This window comes from Streptomyces inhibens (assembly GCF_022221585.1).
Taxonomy (GTDB): domain Bacteria; phylum Actinomycetota; class Actinomycetes; order Streptomycetales; family Streptomycetaceae; genus Streptomyces; species Streptomyces inhibens.
Genome location: NZ_CP084681.1, coordinates 5,505,690 through 5,526,320, shown reverse-complemented (window position 1 = coordinate 5,526,320; position 20,631 = coordinate 5,505,690). Strand labels below are relative to the sequence as shown.

Annotated in this window: 17 protein-coding genes; 10 read left to right on the top strand and 7 right to left on the bottom strand. The window is 70.1% G+C overall.

From position 1 onward, the window contains the following. Window positions 1–34: 34 nt before the first annotated feature. Window positions 35–1,486 carry an NDP-hexose 2,3-dehydratase family protein gene (locus KI385_RS25210; RefSeq protein WP_238574399.1) on the bottom strand — a complete coding sequence of 484 codons (1,452 nt, stop codon included), beginning with the start codon at window positions 1,484–1,486 and terminating at the stop codon, window positions 35–37. Continuing rightward, complete coding sequence (rfbB, locus tag KI385_RS25205) at window positions 1,483–2,502, bottom strand: dTDP-glucose 4,6-dehydratase (RefSeq protein ID WP_238574398.1); 1,020 nt, start codon at window positions 2,500–2,502, stop codon at window positions 1,483–1,485. The genes KI385_RS25210 and rfbB overlap by 4 nt, the downstream gene beginning before the upstream one ends. Window positions 2,503–2,691: 189 nt before the next feature. On the opposite strand from rfbB, the gene KI385_RS25200 reads away from it, so the two are divergent. Continuing rightward, a complete protein-coding gene (locus KI385_RS25200) occupies window positions 2,692–3,273 on the top strand; it encodes a dTDP-4-dehydrorhamnose 3,5-epimerase family protein (RefSeq protein WP_238574397.1) in 582 nt (193 codons plus the stop codon). Then, on the top strand, window positions 3,273–4,895 hold the full coding sequence (locus KI385_RS25195) for an FAD-dependent monooxygenase (RefSeq protein ID WP_238574396.1): 1,623 nt from the start codon (window positions 3,273–3,275) through the stop codon (window positions 4,893–4,895). The genes KI385_RS25200 and KI385_RS25195 overlap by 1 nt, the downstream gene beginning before the upstream one ends. Before the next feature lie 149 nt (window positions 4,896–5,044). Here KI385_RS25195 and KI385_RS25190 read toward each other — a convergent pair whose 3' ends face one another. The 4 genes from KI385_RS25190 to KI385_RS25175 are packed head-to-tail and all read right to left on the bottom strand — an operon-like array spanning window position 5,045 to window position 9,173. Continuing rightward, on the bottom strand, window positions 5,045–6,070 hold the full coding sequence (locus tag KI385_RS25190) for a ketoacyl-ACP synthase III family protein (RefSeq protein WP_238574395.1): 1,026 nt from the start codon (window positions 6,068–6,070) through the stop codon (window positions 5,045–5,047). Window positions 6,071–6,095: 25 nt separating this feature from the next. Beyond that, a complete protein-coding gene (rfbC, locus tag KI385_RS25185) occupies window positions 6,096–6,698 on the bottom strand; it encodes a dTDP-4-dehydrorhamnose 3,5-epimerase (RefSeq protein ID WP_238574394.1) in 603 nt (200 codons plus the stop codon). 46 nt (window positions 6,699–6,744) lie between these two features. After that, window positions 6,745–7,518, bottom strand: coding sequence for a cyclase family protein (locus KI385_RS25180; protein ID WP_238574393.1), 774 nt, complete (start codon window positions 7,516–7,518; stop codon window positions 6,745–6,747). Between the two features lie 14 nt (window positions 7,519–7,532). Beyond that, window positions 7,533–9,173 carry an FAD-dependent oxidoreductase gene (locus KI385_RS25175; protein WP_238574392.1) on the bottom strand — a complete coding sequence of 547 codons (1,641 nt, stop codon included), beginning with the start codon at window positions 9,171–9,173 and terminating at the stop codon, window positions 7,533–7,535. 174 nt (window positions 9,174–9,347) lie between these two features. On the opposite strand from KI385_RS25175, the gene KI385_RS25170 reads away from it, so the two are divergent. The 3 genes from KI385_RS25170 to KI385_RS25160 are packed head-to-tail and all read left to right on the top strand — an operon-like array spanning window position 9,348 to window position 12,334. After that, on the top strand, window positions 9,348–10,973 hold the full coding sequence (locus tag KI385_RS25170; RefSeq protein WP_238574391.1) for a class I adenylate-forming enzyme family protein: 1,626 nt from the start codon (window positions 9,348–9,350) through the stop codon (window positions 10,971–10,973). Between the two features lie 18 nt (window positions 10,974–10,991). Then, window positions 10,992–11,294 (top strand): antibiotic biosynthesis monooxygenase family protein, encoded by a 303-nt coding sequence (locus KI385_RS25165; protein ID WP_238574390.1) that lies wholly within the window; start codon window positions 10,992–10,994, stop codon window positions 11,292–11,294. A 2-nt stretch (window positions 11,295–11,296) separates the two neighbouring features. Continuing rightward, the gene (locus KI385_RS25160) at window positions 11,297–12,334 is read left to right on the top strand and encodes a methyltransferase (protein WP_238574389.1); all 1,038 of its coding nucleotides are present in this window, start codon (window positions 11,297–11,299) and stop codon (window positions 12,332–12,334) included. 76 nt (window positions 12,335–12,410) lie between these two features. Here KI385_RS25160 and KI385_RS25155 read toward each other — a convergent pair whose 3' ends face one another. Then, window positions 12,411–13,592, bottom strand: a complete 1,182-nt coding sequence (locus KI385_RS25155) for a nucleotide disphospho-sugar-binding domain-containing protein (protein WP_238574388.1) — start codon at window positions 13,590–13,592, stop codon at window positions 12,411–12,413. Between the two features lie 292 nt (window positions 13,593–13,884). On the opposite strand from KI385_RS25155, the gene KI385_RS25150 reads away from it, so the two are divergent. From KI385_RS25150 to KI385_RS25130, 5 genes are all read left to right on the top strand, one after another. Continuing rightward, a complete protein-coding gene (locus KI385_RS25150) occupies window positions 13,885–15,006 on the top strand; it encodes a nucleotide disphospho-sugar-binding domain-containing protein (protein WP_238574387.1) in 1,122 nt (373 codons plus the stop codon). A gap of 162 nt (window positions 15,007–15,168) precedes the next feature. Next, complete coding sequence (locus KI385_RS25145; protein WP_238574386.1) at window positions 15,169–16,371, top strand: nucleotide disphospho-sugar-binding domain-containing protein; 1,203 nt, start codon at window positions 15,169–15,171, stop codon at window positions 16,369–16,371. Window positions 16,372–16,653: 282 nt separating this feature from the next. Further along, a complete protein-coding gene (locus tag KI385_RS25140; RefSeq protein ID WP_238574385.1) occupies window positions 16,654–18,747 on the top strand; it encodes an AMP-binding protein in 2,094 nt (697 codons plus the stop codon). Window positions 18,748–18,808: 61 nt separating this feature from the next. Then, entirely contained in the window at window positions 18,809–19,789 is a 981-nt protein-coding gene (locus KI385_RS25135) for an aldo/keto reductase (protein ID WP_238574384.1), read from the top strand. Then, a complete protein-coding gene (locus KI385_RS25130) occupies window positions 19,773–20,624 on the top strand; it encodes an NAD-dependent epimerase/dehydratase family protein (protein ID WP_238574383.1) in 852 nt (283 codons plus the stop codon). The genes KI385_RS25135 and KI385_RS25130 overlap by 17 nt, the downstream gene beginning before the upstream one ends. Window positions 20,625–20,631: the final 7 nt, after the last annotated feature.

Below are 20,631 nucleotides of genomic sequence, written 5' to 3'. Positions count from 1 at the left end.
CCTGGTCCGTGGTCTTGGATTCTTCGAGCCCTGGTCACCATGTGGTGTGCAGAGCCGCCAACAGGCTGCGCGCCTGCACATTGACGTAGTTGCTGTGCCGCAGCAGCCCGGTCAGCTGACGTACCGTCATCCAGCGGTAACCGGAGGGGACTTCCAGTGGAAAGTCCTCGCCGACCTGGATCACCTGGTACCTGGTGTCGGCGTGGAAGAACCGGCCGCCCTCCTCGGACTGCACCGCGTCACAGGTCCGCGCGGCCGGGTCCGTCTCCGTGACCAGGTCGAGGAAGCGGGGCTGGTCCTTCTCGGGCAGCCCCGCGAAGTTGCCGCGCAGGCACATCACGGTCGGCGCCAGTTCGGCCACATTGAGGATGCCGGCCTCCATCTTGGCGTGCACCAGCAGATGGAGCACCCCGTTGACCGGCCGGGCCAGGAAGGCGGCCAACCCCTGCTCGGTCGGAGCGATCAGCGGCTGCGTCCAGCGGGCCACCTCGCGGTTGCTGGCCGCCACATTGGCCGCGATCACCTTGAAGTGGCGTCCCTCCTCATGGCTGATCTCGTCCTCGGTCGTGCGCCAGCCGCGCACCTGGTGCAGCGGCACGCTGCGCTGCAGCACCTCGTGGCGCGAGCGCACCTCGGTCAGCCAGCTCAGGATCTCCCCGGTGCTGTGCAGGGGATCCTGCGCCGCCGACATCGAGCGCAGCAGGGACTCCCGGTAGCCGTTGTCCCCTGGGGTCCGCGCCGTGCCGTCGGGCGGCGCGAACGGGATGCAGGACAGCACGGTGCGGGCGTCCATGTTGATGACGTTGTCCCGCCGCAGCAACCGGTGCAGCTGACCAATGGTCAGCCAGCGGAAGTTCGGGGACGGGTCAACATCCTCGGTGATCTCCACGACCATGTTGCGGTTGCGCTTGCGGAGGAACCACGAACCCTGCTCCGACTGGAGCGAGTCGACCAGGATGCGGCTGCGCCGCCCCGGCGGGGCGAAGTACTCCATGTACGCCACCTGGCGCCCACGGTGGACTCCGGTGTAGTTGCTCCGGGTCGCCTGCACCGTCGGTGACAGCTGCACGGTGTTGAGGTTGCCGGGCTCCATCTTCGCCTGCATCAGACAGTGCAGTACGCCGTCGAACTCCTTGACGGCGATGCCGAGGACGCCGACCTCGGGCTGGTTGAGGATCGGCTGTGACCAGCTACCGCGGTCCTGCCAGTCGGTGCTGACCTGGAGCCCTTCGACGGCGAAGAACTTCCCGCTGTCGTGCACGAGGTTGCCGGTGCCCGCCTGGAAGCCCCAGCCCTCCAGCTCCCCGAACGGGATACGGGTCACCTCGAACCGGTTGACCCTGCGCTGCTCGGCGAACCAGGACTCGAAGTCCTCGTTCGGTGTCACCTTGCTGTCGTCCGCGTAGGCCGAGGCGTTGAACCGGCGGCCGAGGTCGTCCTCGCTCCTGCCCGGCGAGGCGGTGGTCAGCACAGTGCCCGTGGTCATCGCAGTGTCCCCTTGTCCGCCGCCGGCGCCGAAGCTGCCGCTGCCGAACTGCCCGCGGCCAGTGGCCGCCACCAGTCGGGATGGGACCGGTACCAGTGGACGGTCTCCGCGATTCCCCGCTCGAAGGGGATCTGCGGGCGGTAGCCCAGCTGTTCGCGGATCTTGCTGTCGTCCAGCGAGTAGCGCAGGTCGTGGCCCTTGCGGTCGGCGACCCTGCGCACGCTGCTCCAGTCGGCTCCGCACAGGTCGAGCAGGGTCTCGGTCATCCTGAGGTTGGACAGGTCGGTACCGCCGCCGATGTTGTAGATCTCGCCCGGCCTGCCGCGGGTGAGCACCAGCTGGATGCCGCGGCAGTGGTCGTCGACGTGCACCCACTCGCGGACGTTGGTGCCGTCCCCGTACAGCGGCACGCTGCGGCCCTCCAGAAGGCTGATGACGAAGAGCGGCACGAGCTTCTCGGCATGCTGGTACGGGCCGTAGTTGTTGGAACACCGGGTGATCCGGACGTCCAGGCCGTGCGTCTGCGCGTAGGCGCGGGCGATGAGATCACTGCCGGCCTTGGACGCCGCGTACGGGGAGTTGGGGGCGAGTGGCCAGTCCTCGCTCCACGACCCATCGGTGATCGAGCCGTACACCTCGTCGGTCGAAACGTGCACGACCCGGCCCACACCTGCCTGCAGCGCGGCGTCCAGCACACTCTGTGTGCCGAGCACGTTGGTTCGTATGAACTCCGCGGCACCCAGCAACGACCGGTCCACATGGGACTCGGCGGCGAAGTGCACGATCTCGTCCTGGCCCTTGGCCAGCGCGTGCATCCGCACCCGGTCGTTGATGTCTGCTCGGACGAACTCCAGCCGTGGGTGCCGCGCCGGCAGATTGGCCAGGTTGCCCGCATAGGTCAGCTTGTCCACCACGGTGACCTGCGCGTCCTCGTAGCCGGGGTACCCCCCGTCCAGGAGCGTGCGCACATAGTGGGAGCCGATGAAACCGGCTCCACCGGTGACGAGAATCCGCATGTCAGCACCTCTGCCGGTTAGATGTCGCCGAGTGCGGTCATCGTCGGCCGGGGGCTTCGAGGAAGGGTCGAGAAGCGGGCCACCCGTCGGCACGAGCACGGCCGCCGGGAGCGGGCCGCTCTCCAGCGGGGCTTGAACGCGGCTGCCTACGGTGCCGTCATGGAGTTCCGTAGCATGACGATTCGTCAATTGAAGCTGCCAGACGTTTTTCTGCTGAAGTCCAAGGGATTCGCCGATACGCGCGGTCTCTTCTTCGAATCGTTCGAGCAGGCGACCCTCAGCGAAGCGCTGGGCCGGCCCTTCAGCGCGGTGCAGAGCAATTTCTCGGTGTCCCGGCGCGGCACCCTGCGCGGCATCCACGGAGCCCGCGGAAGCGCCGGCCAGGCGAAGGTCGTCTCCTGCGTCCGGGGCTCCGTGATCGACATCATCGTCGACCTGCGGGTCGGATCGCCGACGTTCGGCACGTATGAGTTGCTGTGGCTGGACAGCCGCTCACTCACCAGCGTCTACATCGGCGAGGGCCTGGGCCACTCCTTCCTCGCCCTGACCGACGACACCTGCATGCATTACTGCTGCTCGACGTCCTACGTGGCCGACGACGTGTTCTCCGTGAACGCGCTGGACAAGACCCTCGCCCTGCCGTGGGGGCTGACCGAGAAGCCCGTGATGTCGGACAACGACCTCGCGGCTCCCCCGCTGGACCAGGCGCTGGCCGAGGGCCTGCTGCCGACCTACGAGGAATGCCTCGCCATCCACCGAAAGGCGTCCTGATGCGTCATGTCCCGGTTCTGGTCGTCGGTGGCAGCTCCGTGGGGCTGTCCGCCGGCCTGTTCCTCGGCAAGCACGAGATCCCCGCGCTGATCGTCGAGCGCCACGCCGAACTGTCCGCGCATCCGAGGGCCACGGCGATCAGCCAGCGCAGCCGGGAGATGTTCCGCGAGGTCGGGCTGGAGCAGCGGGTGCTGGATGCCAGCCAGTCCACCGCGCTCGGCGGCAAGATCAAGGTGACCTCGCTGGCCGAGGCGGACCTCGCCTCGATCCCACGGGCACGCCGCCCGCGGGCCGAACTGGCCAGGGAGAGCGACGCGTTCACCCCAGCCGTCCTGGGCGGCCCGTGCCCGCAGCACCTGCTCGACCCGATCCTGCGCGAGGGGATGCTCGCCCGCGGCGGTGAGCTGCGCACCAGCACCGAGCTGGTCGCCGTCGAGCAGAATGCCGACGCGGTCACCGCCACCCTGCTGGATCGGACGGACGGCTCGCGCTTCCAGGTCACCGCGGACTATCTGGTCGCTGCCGACGGCGCGTCGAGCCCCACCCGCCGGATGCTCGGCGTCGACACGCACGGCCGTGGCGGCCTCGGCGACCACCTGGTCAACATCCTCTTCCGGGCCGACCTCGGCGAGCTGGTCCGCGGCTACGAGTTCACCGTCTGCGAGATCGACGGGCCCCGGCTGAAGGGCGGTCTGCTGCCGGTGGATCAAGGCGGCACCAGCTGGGTCTTCCATACGTCCTACGACCCGGGCCGGGGCGAGAGTCCGCAGGACTTCACGCCCGAGCGGTGCACGGAGCTGATACGCCTGGCCGCCGGGGTGCCCGATCTGAAGGTCGAGGTGCGCAGTGTGCTGCCGTGGCGGATGGCGGCGTCGATCGCCGGGGAGTTCCGGCAGGGCCGGTGCTTTCTGGTCGGCGACGCGGCCCATGTCACCCCGCCGATGGGCGGGTTCGGCCTCAATACAGGGATCGCCGACGCGCACAACCTGGCCTGGAAGCTGGCTTTGGTGCTACGCGGCCGGGCCTCGGCGTCGCTGCTGGACAGTTACGACTCGGAGCGTCGGCCCGTCGCCCGGTTCGCGATGGAGCAGTCCCTGCTGCGCCTGGACCATCCTCAGCTGCACTGGGACGACAACGCCGGTGCCGAGCGTGCCTCGGTCGGCATGGTCAACCTGAACGTCGCGCACCTCGGGTTCTCCTATGTTTCCGACGCGATCGTCGAGCCGCGGGAGCTCCTGGCGTCGACGGAGAACGTCGAGTTGTGCCTCGACGGCGCGCCCGGCACCCGGGTTCCGCATGCGTGGATCGGTGTACGGGGCGAACGGTCCTCGACGCTCGATCTGCTGGACAGCCGTTTCACCGTGCTGGCCGGGCCCCGTGGCGCGGCGTGGTGCGAAGCGGCAGTGGAGGCCGGTGTGGCGCTGGGCATCGAGATCAACGCGTACCGGATCGGTGGCGAGGAGACCTCCGACGACGGCGACTGGCCGGGCCGGACCGGCCTCAAGCCGACCGGCGCGGTGCTGGTCCGCCCGGACGGATACGTGGCGTGGCGATCGGCCGGCGGCGGCGCGGACCCGCGGGCCGAACTGGCCAGGGTGCTCGCCCGCGTACTGGGTCGCTGACCCTCCCGCTCGTCCCCGGTCGACATCCCCGGGTCACCGGGGACGACGGAACGCCCGGCCGAAGTGCTCCGGCCGGGCGTTCCCGTGTCCTGGAAGAAAGGACAACGACCGGGTCCGCGTGGACCCGGCCGTTGTCCCGTTCCAGGGAACTACTCGCCGGCCCAGGACGGCACGTCGAGGATCTCCAGCACCGCGCTGGAGACGAAGTAGCCGGGCGAGCCGCCTAGCAGCAGGACCCGGTCACCCGGTACCACCGCGCCGGTGGCGAGCAGGTGCTCCAGCGAGACCACGTAGTCGCTGGCCCCGAGGTGGCCCATCGAGCGCCCGAACTCCCAGGTGGAGCGCTCGAATCCGAGACCGAGCGGGTCGAGGACCAGTTGCTTGACGAGGAAGACGGCCACGTTGTTGTAGATGACGCGGGCGCACTGCCCGACCTCGATGCCCGCCTCCGCGGCCGAGAGTTGCGCGAGCTCCACGTATGCCTGGGACATCAGCCCCGCCGCGTCCATGGTGGACATCACGCTCTCGCTGAACTGGCCGAGCCGTGCGCCGAGGTCGACCTGCTTGCGTTCGGCGGAGCTCAGCAGGTCCTCCGAGCCGCGGTGCATGGCCTCCAGCTCCGGGATGGTGCGGGAGTTCATGGAGAGGATCCTGGCGAACCCGTCGGAGGAACTGAGCAGTGCCGCACTGCCGGCGTCACCGGCGATGAATCCGTTGCACTGCCAGCGGTTCAGGAAGCGCTCGAAGTTGTCGGCCGCGGTCAACAGCACATTCTCGTGCTTCTGCGCGCCCGTCATCTGCCCGACGGCCAGCTCCATGGCGGTGAGCATGCCGGTGCACCCCTGTCGGAGTTCGATCACCGATGCCCTGCCGCTACCGAGCTGGAGCAGTGTGTACCCGGGCAGGGACCAGCCCTCCGGACCGGGCTGGAAGACGCTGGAGTGGATGACCGAGTCGAGTTCGGACGAGTCCTGGCCGGCCCGTTCGAGTGCCTGGCGGGCGGCGGCCACGGTCATGGCGGGCGCCGAGACGTCACCGGCCACCCGGGTTCCGGTCAGGTAGTCGAATTCGAGCCGTGACCGCTCGTACAGCCCCTGGTCGACGGCGTCCTGCACGCTGACCGCCTCGGGCAGCCAGCTGCCCAGCGACCGTACGAAGACATCCTGTATCTGCACGCTGACTCCACATCAGGTTGTTCCGTCAGTTCCCTGCGGAGCGGAGTTTTTCGTAGTACGCCAGGCAATCGGCGTAGTCGGGAAGCAGCCCGGCGGCCTCGGCCTCCTTGAGGGAGGGCGCTGCCGCGTCCTTCTCGGAGAGCACGGCCGCGATGTCGGCCGGCCATTCGATGGCCAGGTCGGGGTCGAACGGGTTGATGTCGCGTTCGCGCTCCGGGGCGTAGCCCTCGGTGCACAGGTAGACGACCGTCGCATCGTCGGTCAGGGCCATGAAGGCGTGCCCCAGCCCCTCGGCGAGGTACACCGCGCGGTGATTTCGGTCGTCCAGCCGCACGGCTTCCCATCGGCGGTACGTGGGAGAGCCGACCCTGATGTCGATGGTCACGTCGAGGATCGCGCCCCGGACGCACTTGACGTACTTGGCCTGGCTGGGCGGCACGTCCGCGAAGTGCACGCCGCGAAGTGTGCCGCGGCGGGAGACCGAACAGTTGGCCTGCGTGAGATTCAGGTCGTGTCCCGTCTCCTTGCGGAACGCGGCGCTGCGGAACCATTCGTGGAAGCTTCCCCGGCTGTCCGGGAAGAGATTCGGCTCCTGCAGCCACGCGCCGCGGATTCCCAAGGGGCGCATCGTCCGTTCCTTCCTCTTGTCCGTGACATCAACCGGCCGGTCGACGTCAGTCCTCGACGATCGCCACGGCCCTGGCCCAGCCGGCGCCGCCGCCGGCGAGCTTCACCGGCAGGCAGGACACGGTGAACCCGGTCGGTCCGGGGAGGGCGTCGAGGTTGGCGAGACGCTCGATCTGGCAGTACTCACGCTCCCGCCCGACGAAGTGCGCGGGCCACAGCACGCTGGTGTCACCGGTGCGCTGAAACTCCCGGATCATGTGTCCGAACGGCGCGTCGAGGCTGAATGCGTCGGTGCCGATGACCTTGACCCCGAGGTCCAGGAGCAGGTCGGTGGCGGGGCCGTCGAGTCCGATGAAGTCGGTGAAGTACTTGGGTGTTCCGGACAGCGCATCGGCTCCGGTTCGCAACATCACGATGTCGCCGGGGCCGGGTTCGTGGCCGATCCGGTCGAATTCCCGGTGGAGTCGGTCGGCACCGACCGTGCCGACCTGCGCGTCGCTCACGTCGAGCACCACGCCGGGCCCGATGAACCATTCGAGCGGCATCCGGTCGATGTGCCGCGGTACGCCATAGCTCGCGGTGGAACCGTAGTGCGAGGGGGCATCCACATGGGTTCCGGTGTGGGTGGTGAGGGTGACGGTGTCGAGCGAGAGCAACTCGCCGCCCGGCAGCACGGCCGGGTCGAAGTCGAGCCCGTGGTTCTCCCGCATCCCCTCGGCCATGTGCACGGCGCCCTCGGCCGGTGACATGACGTGGTGGACGATGGGGTTCGGCTCCCACACTCCGGCGTCGATCGCGGTGGACAGGTCGATGATGCGCACGGCTCCCCCTGGGGTCACTTGGTGGTGGGACGGTGGGCGATCAGATGGACCGCGCCGAGCGCCGCGGCGGGCTGCCGCGGGCCGGCGAGGCTGCCCTTCTCGGCGAGATAGCCGTCGGGCCGTACGAGGACGAAGTCGCCGGGGGCGGCCCCGAGGTCCCGCCGGAGCACCTGTCCGGGATCGGCCAGCGGATGGGGTCCCTGGCCGGTGTCCGGTCCGTCATGCACAGTGCGAACGGATACCGCCGGGCCGTATGCGAGGTTCACTTCTTCCAGGGCCGCGAGCTGGTGCCGGGCGGGGGCGAACGCAAGCAGGGTCCAGCGGGGGTCGGCGAGTTCGGCGCACATCTCACGCCAGCCGGCGCTGGCCCGCTCGGTCTCTCGGGAGCAGCCGACCCGTCCGCCCGGCGCGATGCCGGTGGTGGTGCCACCGGCGGGGGCGGTGGTCAGCGGGCTCCGCTCATAGTTCATGGACAGGCCCGACATGGTCTTGAGGATCTTGCGTTCGATGGAACGCTTCAGGGGTGCCACCGAGTTGAGCACGGCGAAGCCGAGCGGCAGCAGCACGGGAGCCGCCGCGTTGCGCAGTGCGATCAGCCCGGTCGCGGTGCTGGTGGAACCGAGCAGCGCCTCGCCGACCGGGACGCGCTCGACGGAGTACGTGTCGAGCAGCTTCTCCTCGGCGTGGCCGAGGATCACCGCCGCCAGCTTCCAGCCGAGATTGTGCCCGTCCTGGATGCCGGTGTTCATGCCCTGGCCGGAGGCCGGGCTGTGCACATGGGCCGCATCGCCGGCCAGGAAGCAGCGGCCGGAGCGCATACTCGGGACCATGCGCTGACGGATGGTGAAGACGGAGACCCAGGTGGGAGTGTGCACCTTGACCGGCTTGCCGAGCCCCTCGGAGATCTTCGCCGCGAACCGTTCGGCGATGGCGTCGGGGTCGTCCGCGCCTTCGGTATCGACGGTGTCCAGCAGCCGCCACTTTCCCTCGGCCGGGAACGGCACCATCATGATCGTGCCGCGTGACAGATGCATCCAGTGCAGGCTGTCACTGGGCAGATCGGCATCGACCACGGCGTCCGCGAGCAGCCAGGTCTCGCTGGAGTCACCGAGCAGGTGCATGCCGAGCTGCTTGCGGACGGTACTGTGCGCGCCCTCGGCGCCCACCAGCCAGGGCACTGTCAGTTCCTCGGTCGTGCCGTCGGCGTGCCGCAGTCGGACCTCGGCGTGCTCGTCGCCCGTTGTCACCCGCTCCAGCTCCAGCGACCACTCGACCTCTACGCCCAGCGCCTTGAGGCGCTCGCGGAGCACTTCCTCGGTGTAGACCTGGTCGATCTGCAGGGTGAACGGGAAGCGGGTCGGCAGCTGGGAGTAGTCGGTGCCGAGCCGGCCCAGGGCCCGCCCCTTGCGGTGCACGGTGAAGTTCTCCACCTTGCGGCCGCGCGGCAGGACATCCTCCAGGATGCCCATCTGGTGGTAGACCTCGAGCGTGCGGGCGTGGGTGGCGGTGGCGCGGCTGGTGGTCGCCGGACCTGCCGCCCGATCCACGACCCTGGTGGCGATCCCGCGCCGGGCCAGCTCGTGTGCGGTGGTGAGACCCACCGGCCCGGCGCCAACCACAAGGACCTCGGTGTCTGGTGAGCTCCCGGCGCTCATTGGCCCGCCCTTCGTCGATGGCAACAGCTACCAGGTTGTCGGCCGGGCTTCGACGCTCGCCGGAGCGGTGATCGAGCGCCGGGGCCGCTCTCGGCCGGACCTCGATCGGGAGCCCAACCTCTTCGGGCACGGTCGCCCTACCGTCCGACATGCGAGGAGAGGAATCCCGGAACGATGACGAGGAGCGAGCCCGCGGCGGCGGGCAGTGTGTTCTCCGGCCCTCCGCTGTCGGAGATCGGCCATCTGATCGATGTCGGCAGGGTCGACGAGCTGCTGGGCCGGACCGCCGGCCGGGCGCCGAAGAGCACTGCGCTGCGCTCGCCGTCCGGCGACTGGACGTACGCCGAGCTCGACGCGGACGTGGACCGGTGCGCGAGCGCTCTGCACAGGCTGTTGGGCGGTCCCGACGTGGTGATCGCACTGGCCGCCGTGCTGGACGCGTCCTTCGCCATCGGCTACTACGGGATCTCCCGGTCCGGCAATGTCAGCGCGATCGTCAACCCGTTCCTCACCGAGGACCGGCTGGTGCACGTACTGGCCACCAGCGGGGCGCGGGCCGCGATCGTCTCCCCCGAGGTGTACCGGCGGCTGGCCGCGGTGCGTTCGAGGCTGCCGCAACTGGAGACGGTGGTGCTGACGGCGCGCGGCGAGGACAGCGACGCGGAACTGGCGGCGCTGCCGACGCTGCGGGAGCTGCTCGATGGGGCCGCACCGGCCGCCACCGAGTACCCGCACGGCGACGACGTGGCGTGCCTGCAGTTCACCAGCGGCACCACCGGAGCTGCCAAGGCGGCGCGGCTCACCCACCGGAACCTGATCGTGAACGCGGCGCAGACCGCCTACGGCCACCGGCTGACCGAGTCATCGGTGGTGTTCAACTACCTCCCGACGTTCCATCTGATGCATCTGAGCATCGCCGTCACCGCCGGCGCCACCCATGTCCTGTGGCCCTCGAACGACATCGCCGGCTCGGTCGACGCAGCCAACGCCCACCGGGCCACCCACTACTACAGCCTGCCCATGCGCCTCGCGCGCCTTGCCGCCGACCCCCGATTCACCGCGCTGGAGGCGCCCGCGCTGCGGGCGGTCCTCTCCGGCGGCTCCGCGCTCGCCCCGGCTGTGACCACCGCGCTGAGCCAGCACTTCGGGGTGCCGGTGGTGCAGGGGTACGGGCTGGCCGAGACAGCGCCGTCCACGCATCTGGGCGATCTCGACAACCCGCGCATCGGCTCGTCCGGCCTGCCGGTACCCGGCACCGACTGCCGGATCGTGGACGTGGAGACCCGCGCCGTGGTGCCGATCGGCGCCCGGGGCGAAATCCAGGTGCGTGGACCGCAATTGATGCGGGGCTACCTCGGCAGGGAGGGGGCGTCGTTCACCGACGCCGACGGCTGGTTCTCCACTGGGGACATCGCCTATGTGGACGACGCGGGCCAACTCTTCGTCGTCGACCGGCTCAAGGACGTCTTCAAGTGCGACAACTGGCTGGTGTCGCCGACCGAGATCGAGCGGATCCTGCTGCGCCACCCGGATGTGGCCGACTGTGTCGTCTTCGACTGGCCGGACGAGTTCAGTGGTGCGGTCGCCCACGCGGTGGTGGTGCCCAAGAGCGGGCGCGAAACGGCGGACACCGCCGCCTTCGCGGAGTTCGTCAACGCCAAGGTGCCCTACTACGAGCAGCTCAGGCACATCGAGCTGGTCTCCGACATTCCGCGCTCTCCCACCGGCAAGGTCCAGCGCCGGGAGCTGCGTGAGCAGTTCATCGCCGGGCGGGCCGGCAGCCGGCCCCGTGCCAACTGAGAAGAACAGGAGAAGAACGTGCACCATTTCATCAACCGGTACACCGTGAGCGGGGACGATGCCGAGTTCCGTCGGCTGCTGGGCGTGCTCTCGGACTTCGTCCGGACTCGTCCGGGTTTCCGCTCGCACCAGCTGTTCCGCTCCGCCCGTGACGAGCGCTCGTACGTCGAGATCGCGGAGTGGGACGACGCCGACTCCCACCGGCAGACCTTCACCAGCCCGGAGTTCCAGCACACGCTGCAAGAACTGAAGAAGCACACGAGCGCCGATCCCGGCCCGTTCACGCTGGTGTCCGCACACTCGGCTGTCGAGGTGCGCTGACCATGACCGCTCAAGGTGCTGCCATTCCGCCCGCAGTGAGCAGGCTGCGTGAACTGGCGCTGGCCGCCGCGGGTGCCGCGGCCGTCCGCGCCGCCGCAAGGCTGGGGGTCGCCGACGCCCTCGGGGACAGCCCCGCGACCGTCGCCGAACTCGCCGCAGCCACCCATACGGAACCGGACACCCTGGCCCGGCTGTTGCGCGCCCTGGCCTGTCGCGAGATCTTCGCGGAGACCGAGGACGGCCGGTTCACACACACGGAGTCCTCGCTGCTGCTGCGGGAGGACGCGCAACGCAGCCTGAAATACACCTCGTTGTGGGCGACCGAGCCGTGGACCTGGACGCTGTGGGGCCATCTCGACGAAGCCGTACGGACCGGCAAGAACGTCTTCGACGAGCTGTACGGCATGGACTTCTTCACCTACCTGCACACCGACGCCGACGGCACCGCGTCCGCCAAGATCTTCGACAAGGCGATGACCCAGTCCAGCCAGCTGTCCGCACGCAATATCGCCGACGCCCTGGACCTGTCCGGGGCCCGCAGGGTCGTCGACATCGCCGGCGGCCAGGGCTTGGTGCTGGCCACCCTGCTGGAGAAGTACCCGGAGCTCAGCGGCACACTGCTGGAGCTGCCCAACGTGATCGGCAACGTCGACTCGCGGCTGGCCGAGGGCGGCTCGCTGGCCGGCCGTACCGAACTGGTCCCGGGAGACTGCCGTTACGAGATTCCGGTACGCGCCGATGTCTATGTGCTGAAGAACGTCCTGGAGTGGGACGACGACAGCACCATCGGCACGTTGCGCCAGGTAGCCGCCGCGGCCGAGCCCGGCGCCCGGGTGCTGGTGATCGAGAACATCATCGACGGCTCTTCCGAGGCCGGGTTCACCACGGCCATGGACATGCTGCTGTTGCTGAACGTCGGCGGCCGGAAGCACACCCTCGATGGCCTGACCGGTCTGATCGAGAAGTCCGGTCTGACGGTCGGCGCCGTCACCGGGATCAACTCGTACCTGCAGATGATCGAGGCGACCGTACCGGGGTGATCCCGGTACGAGGGGAAGGGGCCGCACCCGGTGGGTGCGGCCCCTTCCCCTCGTACACCGGTGGCGGGCCGGTGTGTCAGCGGCCCGCGATGCTCTCCAGGAAGCCGACCAGCTCTCCGGGCAGTGGCGCCGACTCGATCTCCTCCCGGAGCCGCCCGGCCTCCTTCCGCAGCGAAGCGGTCTCCAGGAGCGCACCGACGGCCTCGCCGAGCGCCGCGGTGTCCGGGCCGGCGCCACCGAGGTCCACGGTGAGACCGGCGCCGGCCTCGGTGACCCGCCGGGCCCAGTCCTGCTGAATGGGGCTGGCCGGGAGAACGAGCTGGGGCAGACCGTGCGCGAGGGCGATCATCGTCGACCCCGCGCCGCCGTGCTGTACGACGGCCCGGCACGTCGGCATCAGCGCATTGAGCGGGAACGACTCGAGCACCCGCACGCCGTCGCGGAGCAGGCCCTGCCCGCGTACCTCGGCGGCCTGTCCGCCGCTCAGCGCCAGGACCACCTCGACACCGCTGCCCGTCAGTGCGTCGATGACCGGGCCGAGCACCGCGGTCATCTCCGATGTGGTCAGGCCACCGGTGACACAGACCCGCGGCGCCTGCCCGCCCTCCAGCCAGTCCGGCACCTCAGCGCTGCCGCTCCAGGGAATGAAGCGCATGGGCCGCTGGGTGACCGGACCCTTCCAGCGCAGGCTCCGCGGGTACGGGTCGATCCACACCGGTCGGCCCACGAAGGGCTCCAGGCCGAACCGTTCGAAGAGCCGTACATAGCCCTTGAGAAGGTCCTCCTTCTTCTCCACAAACATCCCGCCCGGCATGCCGTGCACATGGCCGACGGCCGGTACGCCCAGGGCGCCGGCCGCCACGACCGCGGCCACCGAGGCGGAGTCGTGGACGACCAGGGCGGGCCGCCAGGCCCGGGCGAAGGCCACCAGGTCGTCCAGGACCCCGTCCGCCACCGTGAAGAGCCGCTGGGCCAGCGCCGCCGCGAACTCCTTGTCGCCCAGCTCCGGCTTTTCGCTCCACCGGTCGGGAAGCCGGGTCGTCATCTTCTTTCCGAGCCCGGCCATGTTCTCCGGTCGCCGTGCGACCGACTCGTCGCCGATCGGCACGGCGATCAGACCGGCCTCCCGAACGGTGGGGGCCGACTGTGGCTGGACCGCGAACCGTACGTCGTGACCGGCCAGTTGAGCGGCCCAGGCGAGCGGGACAAGCCAGGGCACGTGGCTTGGGCCGTAGTGACTCACGAAGAGCACACGCATGTTCACCTCATTCGTGGTGCACCGCACCTGCTGCGGCGACGGCGGGACGGGCTGGAGAGCTCCGACCCGGGCCGAGACTCCCCCCCGCCGTTCGAAGCCCGCTCGACAGGCGTCCGAGAGCGTCGTGCGGGGCGTGCCGAAGTGAGACAGGCACGGTCGGTTCACCAACCGGTCTCCACCCATGCTCTACGGCATCGGAACAGCATGGGTGGCCCTGGACATACGGCGAATCGACGCCACGTAGCACCTCCATCCCTGCCGGGGGCGCCATCGACGAGAAGGGATTTGCCTCATGCGGGTGCTCTTCCACACCGCTCCCATAGCGACCCACACCTTGCCGTTGGTACCCCTGGCCTGGGCGATGCGGTCCGCCGGACACGACGTGGTGTTCGCGACGTCCGGGGAAGGAGCGGTGGTGCGCAAGGCGGGTCTGTGCACCGTCGGCATCGCGCCCGACTTCGAGATCAGGGACCTGTTCGCGCCACTCTTCGAACGGCATCAAGGGCTCTTCGAATCGCGCGAGCCGACCGCGGCGGAGACCGCCACTCTCGACGAGATCTACGGCGCCCTCAACAGCCGGTTGGCGCCGGGCTTGATCGAGGCCGCCGAGAAGTGGCGGCCCGACGTGGTGATACACGATACGAGCGCGATCGCCGGAGCGCTGTGCGCGGCCGTGCTCGGGGTACCCGCGATCCAGCACGACATCGCGGTGGAAAGTTCACGAGGACTGCGCGAGCGGGTCGTTGCATGGATGCCCGAGGCGTTGGACCGGTTCGGCGTGACCGGCCTGCCGGCCGACGAACCGGTCATCAACATCGTCCCGCCCAGCGTCGAGCCCGACGGCCAGTACGGCTGGCCGATGCGCAATGTGCCCTACAGCGGCAGCGCTCCGCTGGCGGACCTCACTGTGACGAACAGCCGCCCGACCGTCGCCGTGACGATGGGCTTGACCACAGGTGACATGGGCCCCGTCGGACGCATCATCGACGCCGCGCGCGAAGTGGACGCCGACTTCCTGCTGGCGCTCAGCGGATTCGACCCGTCCGAGTACGGCACGCTGCCACCGAACGTCCAGGCTCTGGGCTGGACTCCGCTGGCCGACCTGCTGCCGCACTGCACCGCCGTGATCAACCATGGAGGCGCCGGGACCGTGCTCGCTGCCATGGCCGTGGGAGTTCCCCAACTCATCTTCCCGGGCGGTATCGGGCACTATCGGACCGCTGAGGCAATCAGCAGGCGTGGCGTCGGTCTGCTTGGGCACACGGACGAGATCGGGCCGGCTCTGTTCCGGCGCTTCCTCGATGACGACAAGCTACGCCGTGCGGCTGCCGAGGTGCAGGCGGAGAACGAGGCGATGCCTTCGCCGGCCGACCTCGTGCCTCGGATCGTGGGCCTCGTGGAGAAGAGCAAGTGAATCGTTGCTGACGGGTGCCCGGGGGAGGATCCCCCGCCGTTCGAAGCTCTCTCGGCAGGTGCCCGAGAGCGCCATGGCAGCGTCCACCGAGGCAGGAGCCCCGTCCGGTCGCGACCGGACGCGGCCCGGACGCGACCATGCGAACCCCTAGGAGCAAACTCCATGCGTGTACTCGTCACCGCATTCGTCCCGAGCCACTTCATGCAGATGGTCCCGACCCTGTGGGCGCTGCGCGCGGCGGATCACCAGGTCGTCGTGGCCGGGATGCCCGACATCGTGGAGGTCGCCCGCACGGCCGGGCTGGCAACCGCCGTGATCGGCAAGGGCGCCGGAGGGTTCACGGCCAACGTCAAGCCGGGCCGGCTCGGCGCGGTCAAGACGCCCGAGCCGCCCCGGACCAAGGGCACCCCGACCGCCCGGGAGCTGGCCGAGCACCGGCCATGGGAGACGATGGCCGGGTTCTGGCGGGGCCTGGTGGAGGGCTCCATCGCCGAGTATGTGGAGTTCGGCCGCGCCTGGCAGCCCGATCTGGTCCTGTGCGAGCTGGACTTCAACGGCCTGATCACCGCCGGCCTGCTGGGCGTCCCCTCGGTGCTGCACCGCTGGGGCATGGACCTGCTCAGCCCGATGATCCAGGAGCACGCCCGGACGGCCCTGGCCGACACCTGTGCCCGGCTCGGGCTGACCGGCGGCTTTCCCCTCCCCGACTTGGTCGTCGACCCGTGCCCCCCGCGGTTGCAGTTCGGGGGGCTGCCGGAGGCGGTGCCGGTGCGCTACACCCCGTACAACGGCGTGGGTTCGATGCCGGACTGGGCGCTGAAAGGCACGGACCGCCGCCGGGTCTTCGTCTCGCTGGGCATGCTCGGCTCGCGGTCGCTGCTGGAGGCCGAGCGGCGTGCGCTGATCGGTGCGATCGCGCTCGGTGCCGCCGAGAACAGCGACGTCGAGTTCGTGCTGCCGTTCGGTACCGGCACGCGGGACGGGCTGGGCCCGCTCCCGTCGTCCGTGCGGCTGGTCGACCCGGCCCCGCTGAACCTCTTCCTGGACACCTGCGATCTGGTGGTGCACCACGGTGGTGCCGGCACCGCGCTGACCGCATGCGCGTTAGGGGTGCCGCAGCTGGTGCTGCCGCAGCCGCACCCGGCCCATGTCGGGTGCGCCGAGCGACTGGTGGAGCACGGGCTGGGGGCGACCCTGGCGCCCGAGACACTGACCGGCGAACCTCCCGCGCTCGGCCGGGCCATTGCCGGGATGCTGGGCGAACCGTCGTACCGCAAGAACTCCGAGGCGATGGCGGCGGAGATGGCAGAGCTGCCCTCGGCCCATGAACTGGTGGCGCGGCTGGCGGAGTTGGCGGCGCGCTGACACCACGCGTGAAGATGTCCGCCAGGGCGTGTCCACCGGACACGTCCTGGCGGACATCTTTGTCCAAGCTCCACACGGCGGGTCGAAGGGGCGGGGCGAACGGAGTGCCCGAACGGCTACCCCCGGCGTGCCCGAACGGGCACTGTCCAGGGTGCCCGGACGGCCGCCCCGCAGGGTGGTCCAATGACCGGGTCGTCGGGGCTCCCGCTCCGTCCCCGGTATCGGTGAGGCTGGACTGCATTGGCCACGTCCCAATTTGCCCAAGCACCGACGGGAGACAAGATGACGAAGCGTGCCGCCGGCCGGGGCCGCGATGGCGCCCGCTCGATCGTGGACACCATCCGTTCCAATGCCGAGGCGAAGGCCGACGCGCCCGCCCTGCGCTTCCTTGCCCCCGGCCACCTGGCCGGTGAGCGCGGCGTCGAACTGAACCGCGGGCAGCTCGACCTGCGGGCGCGCACCGTCGCCGCCACCCTCCAGGAGTCGGCGATCGCCGGCGAGCGGGTGATCGTGGCGCTGCCCCCCGGCCCCGACTTCGTCGCCGCGTACCTCGGTTGCCTGTACGCCGGAGCGGTAGCCGTGCCTTGCGCCCCGTCGGCGCCCGGTGACAGCCGGTTCGCCGAGGTGGGCCGTGACTGTGAGCCGGCGGCCGTGCTCGTCACTGCGGCCGATGCACCCACGCTGCGCGAACTGTGGTCGCAGGGCGGCGGGCCCGCCGGGACACGCTGGATCCCGGTCGACGGACTCGACGCGATCGCGGCGGCCGACTGGACCCCGGTGGCCGTCCGGCCCGAGGATCTGGCGACGATCCAGTACACCTCGGGGTCGACCGGCACACCTAAGGGCGTGGTGGTGTCCTCCGCCGGGTTCATGGCCCAGCTGGAGACCTTCGGCGCGCTGGCCCAACTGCCGTCCGGCAGCAGTGTGGTCAGCTGGATGCCCGTGTACCACGCCCTGGGGCTCGGACACTTGCTGCTGTCCCAGCTGTCCGGCGGCACGGGGGTATTCCTCACCCCGGAGGACTTCGTCGCCGAGCCGTACCGCTGGCTGCGCGCGATATCCGACACCCCGGGACCTCTGCTCGGCGGCGGGCCGAACTTCGCGTACGACCGCTGCGTGGACCTGGTCAGCGACGAACAGCGCGCCGGGCTCGACCTGTCCGGCTGGGACGTCGCGCTGTGCGCCGGGGAACGGGTACAGGCCAGGACGCTCAACCGGTTCGCCGACGCGTTCGCGCCTGCCGGCTTCCGCCGTGAGGCGCTGTTTCCCGCGTACGGGCTCACGGAGACGATGCAGGCCGTCGCCGCGGCACGGCGACCGGGCACGCTCGGGCTCCGGGTGAACGCGGAGGCCCTTGAGCGCGGTACGGCCCAACTGGCCGGTCCGGGTGACGACCGGATACGTGAACTCGTCGGGGTCGGACGGCCCGGCCCGAATCTGACCTTCCTGATCGTCGACCCCGTCACCGGCAGCGAGCTCACCGAGGGCGAGGTCGGCGAGCTGTGGATCTGCGGTCCGGTGGTGTGCGACGGCTACTGGCAGAAGGCGGCACAGACCTCCGAAACCTTCCAGGGGCGCCTGGCCGACGGCCGAGGCCCGTATCTGCGTACCGGAGACCTCGCCTTCCTGCGCGGCGGCGAGCTCTTCCTCTGCGGGCGGTCCCGTGAGGTGATCATCCTGCACGGCAAGAACTACCAGCCGCAGGACGTCGAGTCGGCCGCCGCGGCGGCCGTACCGGAGCTGTCCGGCCAGGCGTCCGCGGCCTTCTCGGTCGACAGCGAGGAGGGCGAACTCCTCGTTGTCGTCCAGGCCGTGGGCGAGAACCGGCCTGCCGACCCCGACGCGCTCGCCGACCGGATCCGCCGCGCCGTCGTGACGGCCCTGGCGGCGGAGGTGCACGAGGTGCTGCTGGTCGAGGCTGCTGCGGTACCGCGTACCGCCAGCGGAAAGATCCAGCGGCGGGCGTGCCGGCAGGCCTATCTCGACGGCCGGCTGGCACCGCTGGCGCGGGCCCGTGTCCAGGAAACGGCGGGCCCTGCCGACGGCCCCGATACGGCGGCCGCCGCCCTGGCGGTGATGGTTGCCGCGCTCCCCGCCGAGATGCGGTCGGTCGCGGTCGGCGCAGAGGTACGGCGCCGGGTCGCCCACCTGGCCGGGGCCGAGGCCGGGGAACTCGCCGAGGAGACCGTGCTCGGGGACCTCGGCCTGGACTCGATGCGGCTGATGACGCTGCGGCAGGGCCTGCTGACGGACTTCGGTGTCTCCCTGCCGCTCAGCCATTTCTCCCGCGGCACGATCGGCTCCACCGTGGCCGCCGCCGTCGCCGCACTCACGCCCCCGGCGCCTGCCGGGAACCGCGGTCTTCAGGGAGTCTGACGACACCCCCTGGTCAGGACCGCACTTCCCTGCAAGGCGCCCTGCCGAAAGGACAGTGGCCATGGAACATCGACGCCTCGGCCGAAGCGGACTCCACGTCAGTGCCGTCACGATCGGCTCGGCCATGGCGGCCGGCCACATTGACTACCGCAGCGGTACGGCCGCGACTGAGGGTGACGCGCCCGACCGGTTCGTCCGGGCCGTACACCGTGCCCTCGACGCCGGGATCACCACCTTCGACACCGCGAGTGCCTACGGCGCGGGGCGCGCCGAGGAGCTCCTCGGCCGCGCGGTCCGCGGCGCCCGCCGGGACGGCCTGGAACTGATCACCAAGGTCTACTTCCCCACCGGTCCCGGCCCGAACGAGCGCGGTCTCTCCCGTAAACATCTGTTCGCCTCCCTGCACGGCTCGCTGCGCCGGCTGGGCACCGACCATGTCGACCTTTATCTGGCCCACCGTTACGACGATCAGGTTCCGCTGACCGAGACCATGCAGGCCTTCGCCGACCTCGTACGGGGCGGCAAGGCGCTGTACATCGGTGTCTCGGGCTGGAGTGCCGAACAGGTCGCGGCGGCCGCCGAGTTGGCCGGACCGCTCGGGGTGCCGCTGGTCTGTGCCCAGGAGGTGTGGAATCTCCTCGACCGCACGGCGGAGGAACGGCTCGCGCCGGTCTGCCGGGAGCTCGGGGCGGGGCTGATGGCCTGCTCCCCGCTCGCTGCGGGTGTGCTCACCGGCAAGTATCGGCCGGGCCGGCCCGCCCCGGAGGGCTCACGTGGTGCTGGGCCGGGCGGCCGCAAGATGGCGGCGGCCCTTGCCGACGAGGAGCTGCTGGCCCGTGTGGAGCGGCTGGCACCCCTCGCCGCAGACGCCGGGCTGACCACGACCGGTCTGGCCGTGGCGTGGGTACTGCGGCGCCAAGGAGTGGCATCCGCGGTGGTCGGAGTCTCGGATCCGGACCAGCTGGAGGAGATCGTGGCGGCGGCCGGTGCTGCTCTCGACGAGGACTTGATGACGAAGATTGACGATGTGTTCGGACATTGAGCGGGCCGACCCGGCCCGGCAGTACGGGAAATGGGGCCGGATGGAGATCGTCGGGCAGGGATTTTTGGCCCGGAACCTGCGTCCGATTGCGTCGGCGCATTCCGGCGTGGTCGTGGCGGCGGCCGGTGTGTCGGCCGCCGGTGGCACTTCGGAGGAGGCGTTCGCCCGTGAGGCGGGCCTGCTCTACGAGCTGATCCACCGGTGCAAGGAGAAGGGGCACCGGCTGGTCTTCTTCTCCACGGCGTCCACCGGTATGTACTCGACGCCCGGCGAGCCGGGGCGTGAGGACGGGCCGGTCTTTCCGGCCACCCCCTACGGCCGGCACAAGCTGGCTCTGGAGGCTGTGCTCGCCGCTTCCGCGGTCGACTACCTGATTCTACGGCTCGGCCATGTCGTCGGGGCCGCGCAGCCGCCGCACCAGCTGCTTCCGGCGATGGTGCGGCAGGTCATGTCGGGCCGTGTCCGGTTGTTCCGGGGAGCCCGCCGGGACCTCATCGACATCGACGACGTGGTGACGATCGTCGACCGGCTGCTCGCGACGGGCGTGAACCGCACCGTGGTCAACGTACTGTCCGGTGCCGCTCCGCAGATCGACGAGATCATCGACGACATCGAGGCGATCCTCGGCCGGTCCACGCAGCGGACGTACACCGCTACCGGCGGAAACCAGCAGGTGTCAACGGTACGCCTGCGCAGGCTCGTCGGGGACGTGGCGGGAATGGGCTTCGACAAGGACTACTACCGCCGTGTGCTGGCCAAATATGTGCCCTCGTACGCCACGCCACGGTCATTGACCCGCGGTGAGCCCGAGGCCGCCGCCTGCGACCGGCAGTAAGGATCTC